Source organism: Planktothrix sp., from assembly GCF_046067725.1.
Classification (GTDB): domain Bacteria; phylum Cyanobacteriota; class Cyanobacteriia; order Cyanobacteriales; family Microcoleaceae; genus Planktothrix.
Genome location: NZ_JBJUDF010000043.1, coordinates 1 through 4,885 on the forward strand (window position 1 = coordinate 1; position 4,885 = coordinate 4,885).

The window sequence follows — 4,885 nt, forward strand, 5'->3', positions numbered from 1 at the left end:
AATTTCTGAAATGGAAAGCTTGGGAAAACCATAAAGTTGTGATTGACTGTAACGAAGCTTACACTTCTAAAACGGTGTCATGGACAGGTGAAATTATCAAGAATTTGGGTGGAGCAAAAACGATTAAATCGAATTCTACCCGATTAAAGATGGACAGGGATCTAAATGGTGCGCGAGGGATCTTCCTTCGTGCATTGGTTGATACGCCTTGGTTGAGAGAACATCTTAACTTATATATTTGTTAGCAAATGTTAGCAAAAAAGTATCGATCAGCAGTATTGCCTACACCTCAGCATTTGATTATTAATAAAATTATTAATAATTCATGATAATATTTGAAGTTTCTATGCAGCCAAGGTTTTCTGATCAAACAAAAAGGATAAAATCGGATGGATTTCGACACTCGGCATCATTAAGAAATATTGAAAACTCTTTAAATTCATGTTAAAAATGCCTTAAAATTCAACAGAGCAAATCAAAATAGGAAAAATTAAACTATCATCAGATATTCATCGGAATTCAGGAGCTTATCTCAAATTTGTTAATTGCTAATTTGTCATCAGTTGTTGACGATTTCCAGAAAAAAACAGGCTGAAGGTTGAAAAACTAACAATTTAAGCCTTTCAACAACAGCCCTGCGAATATATTAAACAACCTTGACCGTAAACCGAATCAAGATTGCTAACAACCAATACTCAACAGTTTAACGGAAAAAATTATGGGAAAACCGACTGGCTTTCTGGAATATGCTCGTGAACTCGCGGCGGAACTCGCGCCCCTAGATCGGGTTGGGAATTGGGATGAATTTCATCTCCCAATGGAGGATGACAAGCTTCGCATCCAAGCCGCCCGGTGTATGGACTGTGGCACTCCCTTTTGTCATACAGGAACCATGATTAGTGGGATGGCTAGTGGTTGTCCCATCAATAACCTGATTCCTGAATGGAACGATTTAATTTATCGCGGACTTTGGAAAGAAGCCTTAGACCGTCTCCACAAAACTAATAATTTCCCTGAATTTACAGGTCGGGTTTGTCCGGCGCCTTGTGAGGGTTCCTGTGTTCTGGGCATTCATAACCCTCCGGTTACGATTAAAAATATTGAATGTTCAATTATTGATAAAGGCTGGGAGGAAGGCTGGATCACTCCTGAAACTCCGAGCAAACGCACGGGAAAGAAAGTCGCGGTGATTGGTTCTGGCCCTGCGGGGTTATGTGCGGCGGCGCAACTGAATAAAGCGGGTCATTGGGTCACGGTGTTTGAACGGGCTGACCGTCCAGGGGGATTATTAATGTATGGTATCCCCAATATGAAACTCGATAAAGAAAAAGTTGTCCTACGACGGCTGAAGGTATTGGAAGACGAGGGCGTTAAGTTTATTTGCAATACCGAAGTTGGCAAGGACTTTCCCGCCGAAAACCTGTTAAAAGAATTTGATGCGGTGATTTTGTGTACCGGGGCGACCAAACCCCGTGATCTTCCCATTGAAGGGCGAGATCTCAAGGGGATTCATTTTGCAATGGAGTTCCTGACGGCTAACACCCAAGCGGTTTTAAATCGACAGCCGGGAAGTGATTTTATCTCCGCCGAGGGGAAAGATGTGGTGATTATTGGAGGGGGAGATACGGGGACGGACTGTGTGGGAACGTCCATTCGTCACGGTTGCAACAGTGTGGTGCAGTTGGAAATTTTACCCAAACCTCCCTTAGAACGGGCTGCCAATAACCCTTGGCCGGAATGGCCGAAGGTTTATAAAATGGATTATGGTCAGGAAGAAGCCGCAGCGAAATTTGGGGCTGACCCCCGTGTTTATTTAACAACGGCCACGAAGTTTGAAGGGGATGATAATGGCAATGTTACAGCCATTCATACTGTTGAGGTGGAATGGGCGAAAAACGAGAAGGGTCAGTTTATTCCGAAGCATATTCCGGGGACAGAAAAGGTGATTCCCGCACAATTAGTGTTATTAGCGATGGGCTTTTTAGGGCCAGAACAACCGCTATTAGATGCTTTGGGTTTAGAACGGGATGCCCGCAGTAATGTTAAAGCTGAACATGGCAAGTATGCTACCAGTATTCCGGGGGTGTTTGCGGCGGGTGATTGTCGTCGGGGTCAAAGCCTTGTGGTTTGGGCGTTTAATGAAGGTCGGGGTGCTGCCCGTGAATGTGATTTATATTTGATGGGACAGACGGATTTACCTTAATTTGTTGTTAGAAATCCCTCCTTTTTTTGGGGGGATTTTTGAAGAACAAAGGCACAAAGAGGAATTTAAGTTGCGATCCACCCTACTCTTTATGTTCTCCAGTTTTCTATGGTTAAATTGATAACGGTTTGGATGCGGGTGAAGTCGCTATCAGATGTTACTAAGGTCAGATCATGAAACCGAGTAATAGCAGCTATCCACAGATCATTTTCATCAAAACCTAACTCTGTAATTTTAGTTGTTTTTCGTTTCGTTTTTTGTTGGGGGCCAAATTCCTTGATTAAGGCTGCTTTAATCTGTCCATAGACTTTGGCTATTTCTTCATCAATATAATAAACTCTAATATCTTCAATAAATTGGTTGATCAAGCTTAAGTTTTGCTCTTTATTTTTAGAATTTTCTGCCATGTAAATTAGCTCACCTGCTGTAATAACTGAGGTGGCTATATTGGTTTCTCCTATTTGTTCTATGGTTTGGATAACAGTCTGGTTTTCTAGGAGAATAAGGCTACAGTGATTGGTATCTAAAAGGTACATTATTCAAAAGGATTAATATGTTTATTGGTTAATACTTTTCCTCTAGTTTGATTTACGAAGTCAAGACAGTCCTCTAAGTCATCACCAACCCACTGGCCTGCGTGTCGTAATACTGATTGACCAGAAGCAGGTTTATAGGCAATTGTTTCTGACAATAGGGGATGAATATTTTGGTCATTCTCTTGTTGTTTAATAAATTCAACAAATTTAGCGATTGTCTTTAGGTTTTGAGGGGAGATTTGTAAAAGATTTTGCTCGATTTGCTTCCGCAGTTCAACAGTATTCATAATATTAATAGAGGATAATGGGTTGAATTTGAGTCTAGGATGATTCATCTTCATCAAATACAGGAGGCCAGATTTCTGAAACGACTAATTCCCATCCGGGGAGGAGATCGCTTAGAGTTAAAATATCACCATTTCCTAATACAATAACTGGCTGATCGGGTTGGTAAACTTCCAGTTGACAGGTATCGGGATCAATCAGAATGGCAACTTTAACTCCTTGTTGAAGATAGACTTGAATTTTATCTCGTATTTTTTTGAGGCGATCTCTTTGAGATTTTACTTCAACAACTAAGTCGGGAACAAGAGTGGCAAAATAGCGAACACTACGGGGAAGGCGATCGCGCAACACAAAAGACACATCCGGTGCTTTTAGGTCACTATTGGGTAAAATAAACCCTCCTGCGGAGTCAAAAACACGACCCAGGCGACGAGGTTTGACCCAATTACTGAGTTGACAAGCAAATTCTAGGGAAACTTCACTGGCGATAATATCTGATGGATTCTTAATGATAATGTTACCTTGTTCAATTTCAATTTGATAGTCCAAGCCTGCTTCACTCAGGACTGACTCGATGCGTTCTAGGTCTTTGACGGTCATTTCAGGCATGATGCAGAAGTCCAAATGGATTGTTATGACTGATTTGATGGAAAATGCGATCGCTCTTTTAACTTAACTCAAATTCTATCTTTCAGTATGTACGGGCAAGATGCCCGTTCCACTTTTTGACTATAATTTGAAGGGGTTTTTAACTAAATTGGAGTTATAATATCGGGGATCGGAGGTGACTTCTTCTCCGATCCAATCAGGAATATCAATATTTTGATATTCGGTTTCTAGTTCCACTTCGGCTAAGATTAATCCTTGATTTTCTCCCCAAAATTCGTCTACTTCCCAGGTTAAATCCCCCATTAAAATTTTATATCGTGTTTTTTCAATTAAGGGGCGATCGCATAAGGTTTCTAATAATTCTTGAGCATCTTCAACGGGGATTTTATATTCAAATTCTGCCCGTTTCATTCCCGTTGTTGACCCTTTAATGGTTAAATAGCCTTGTTCTCCCACCACCCGTACTCGCACCGTTCGTCCATTATTGTTGGCAATATAGCCTTGACGATAGATTTCTCCCACGCCTAGTGATCGCCATCCATCCCCTTTAACTAAAAATTTCCGTTCGATTTCTGTTGCCATTTGCAGTGTTCAAAAAAATCAGTTATACCTATATTTTAGCACAATTTTTTGATCTTTCACGTTCTCTTATTTTGAGCCATAATGATTATTTTAGTGATGGGGGTTTCCGGTTCTGGGAAATCAACAATTGGTCAACTTTTGGCGGAGTCTTTGCATTGGCAATTTCACGATGCTGATGATTTTCACTCTGCTGAAAATATTGCTAAAATGAGCAAAAATATTCCCTTGGAGGATAGCGATCGAATGCCTTGGTTAATACTGCTTCAAAAGGCAATTGACCATTGGTTAGAAACTCAAAACAATGTCGTTTTAGCTTGTTCAGCGTTGAAGGATTCCTATCGTCTAATGTTATGGCGGGATCCTCAGCAAATGCGGTTAGTTTATTTAAAAGGGTCAGAAAACTTAATTCAACAACGCCTCCAAAATCGCTATAATCATTTTATGTCAGCTAATCTCCTAGAGACTCAATTAGACATTTTAGAAGAACCCCAAACCGCCTTATATGTTGACATTTCAAATTCTCCCTTAAAAATTGTAGCTCAAATTCAAACCGATTTGCAGTTAAAACCTTAAGTTTAAGTGATCCATGACTGAACAATTTAACTCCTCTTCATTTTCTAATCTTTCTCGTCGTTCTGCTCTTAAAATTTTAGGAGTTGGTGCGGTTAGT

The 4,885-nt window shown here is 40.5% G+C and carries 7 protein-coding genes; 3 read left to right on the top strand and 4 right to left on the bottom strand.

Annotated elements, in window-relative coordinates; translation table 11 throughout:
• Both ACKPEB_RS02495 and gltD read left to right on the top strand, forming a co-directional pair.
• The coding region (locus ACKPEB_RS02495) for a zinc ribbon domain-containing protein (protein WP_408963207.1) at positions 1-245 on the top strand (245 nt) is incomplete at its 5' end.
• 473 nt (positions 246-718) lie between these two features.
• Complete coding sequence (gltD, locus tag ACKPEB_RS02500; protein ID WP_408963208.1) at positions 719-2,203, top strand: glutamate synthase small subunit; 1,485 nt, start codon at positions 719-721, stop codon at positions 2,201-2,203.
• An 89-nt stretch (positions 2,204-2,292) separates the two neighbouring features.
• Here gltD and ACKPEB_RS02505 read toward each other — a convergent pair whose 3' ends face one another.
• The 4 genes from ACKPEB_RS02505 to ACKPEB_RS02520 form a co-directional block, all read right to left on the bottom strand.
• Complete coding sequence (locus ACKPEB_RS02505) at positions 2,293-2,739, bottom strand: type II toxin-antitoxin system VapC family toxin (protein ID WP_408963209.1); 447 nt, start codon at positions 2,737-2,739, stop codon at positions 2,293-2,295.
• Positions 2,739-3,026 (bottom strand): hypothetical protein, encoded by a 288-nt coding sequence (locus ACKPEB_RS02510; RefSeq protein WP_408963210.1) that lies wholly within the window; start codon positions 3,024-3,026, stop codon positions 2,739-2,741. The genes ACKPEB_RS02505 and ACKPEB_RS02510 overlap by 1 nt, the downstream gene beginning before the upstream one ends.
• Before the next feature lie 34 nt (positions 3,027-3,060).
• Positions 3,061-3,633, bottom strand: a complete 573-nt coding sequence (locus ACKPEB_RS02515; RefSeq protein WP_408963211.1) for a Uma2 family endonuclease — start codon at positions 3,631-3,633, stop codon at positions 3,061-3,063.
• Between the two features lie 120 nt (positions 3,634-3,753).
• Positions 3,754-4,215, bottom strand: a complete 462-nt coding sequence (locus tag ACKPEB_RS02520; RefSeq protein WP_408963212.1) for a CYTH domain-containing protein — start codon at positions 4,213-4,215, stop codon at positions 3,754-3,756.
• Between the two features lie 81 nt (positions 4,216-4,296).
• Between ACKPEB_RS02520 and ACKPEB_RS02525 the strand changes: the two genes are divergently transcribed.
• Complete coding sequence (locus ACKPEB_RS02525; protein ID WP_408963213.1) at positions 4,297-4,788, top strand: gluconokinase; 492 nt, start codon at positions 4,297-4,299, stop codon at positions 4,786-4,788.
• The last annotated feature ends 97 nt before the right edge of the window (positions 4,789-4,885 follow it).

What these genes read in the sequence shown, in the direction of transcription:
- gltD (WP_408963208.1), top strand. Translation starts at nt 719, where the DNA reads ATGGGAAAACCGACTGGCTTTCTGGAATATGCTCGTGAACTCGCGGCG.
- ACKPEB_RS02505 (WP_408963209.1), bottom strand. Translation starts at nt 2,739, where the DNA reads ATGTACCTTTTAGATACCAATCACTGTAGCCTTATTCTCCTAGAAAAC.
- ACKPEB_RS02510 (WP_408963210.1), bottom strand. Translation starts at nt 3,026, where the DNA reads ATGAATACTGTTGAACTGCGGAAGCAAATCGAGCAAAATCTTTTACAA.
- ACKPEB_RS02515 (WP_408963211.1), bottom strand. Translation starts at nt 3,633, where the DNA reads ATGCCTGAAATGACCGTCAAAGACCTAGAACGCATCGAGTCAGTCCTG.
- ACKPEB_RS02520 (WP_408963212.1), bottom strand. Translation starts at nt 4,215, where the DNA reads ATGGCAACAGAAATCGAACGGAAATTTTTAGTTAAAGGGGATGGATGG.
- ACKPEB_RS02525 (WP_408963213.1), top strand. Translation starts at nt 4,297, where the DNA reads ATGATTATTTTAGTGATGGGGGTTTCCGGTTCTGGGAAATCAACAATT.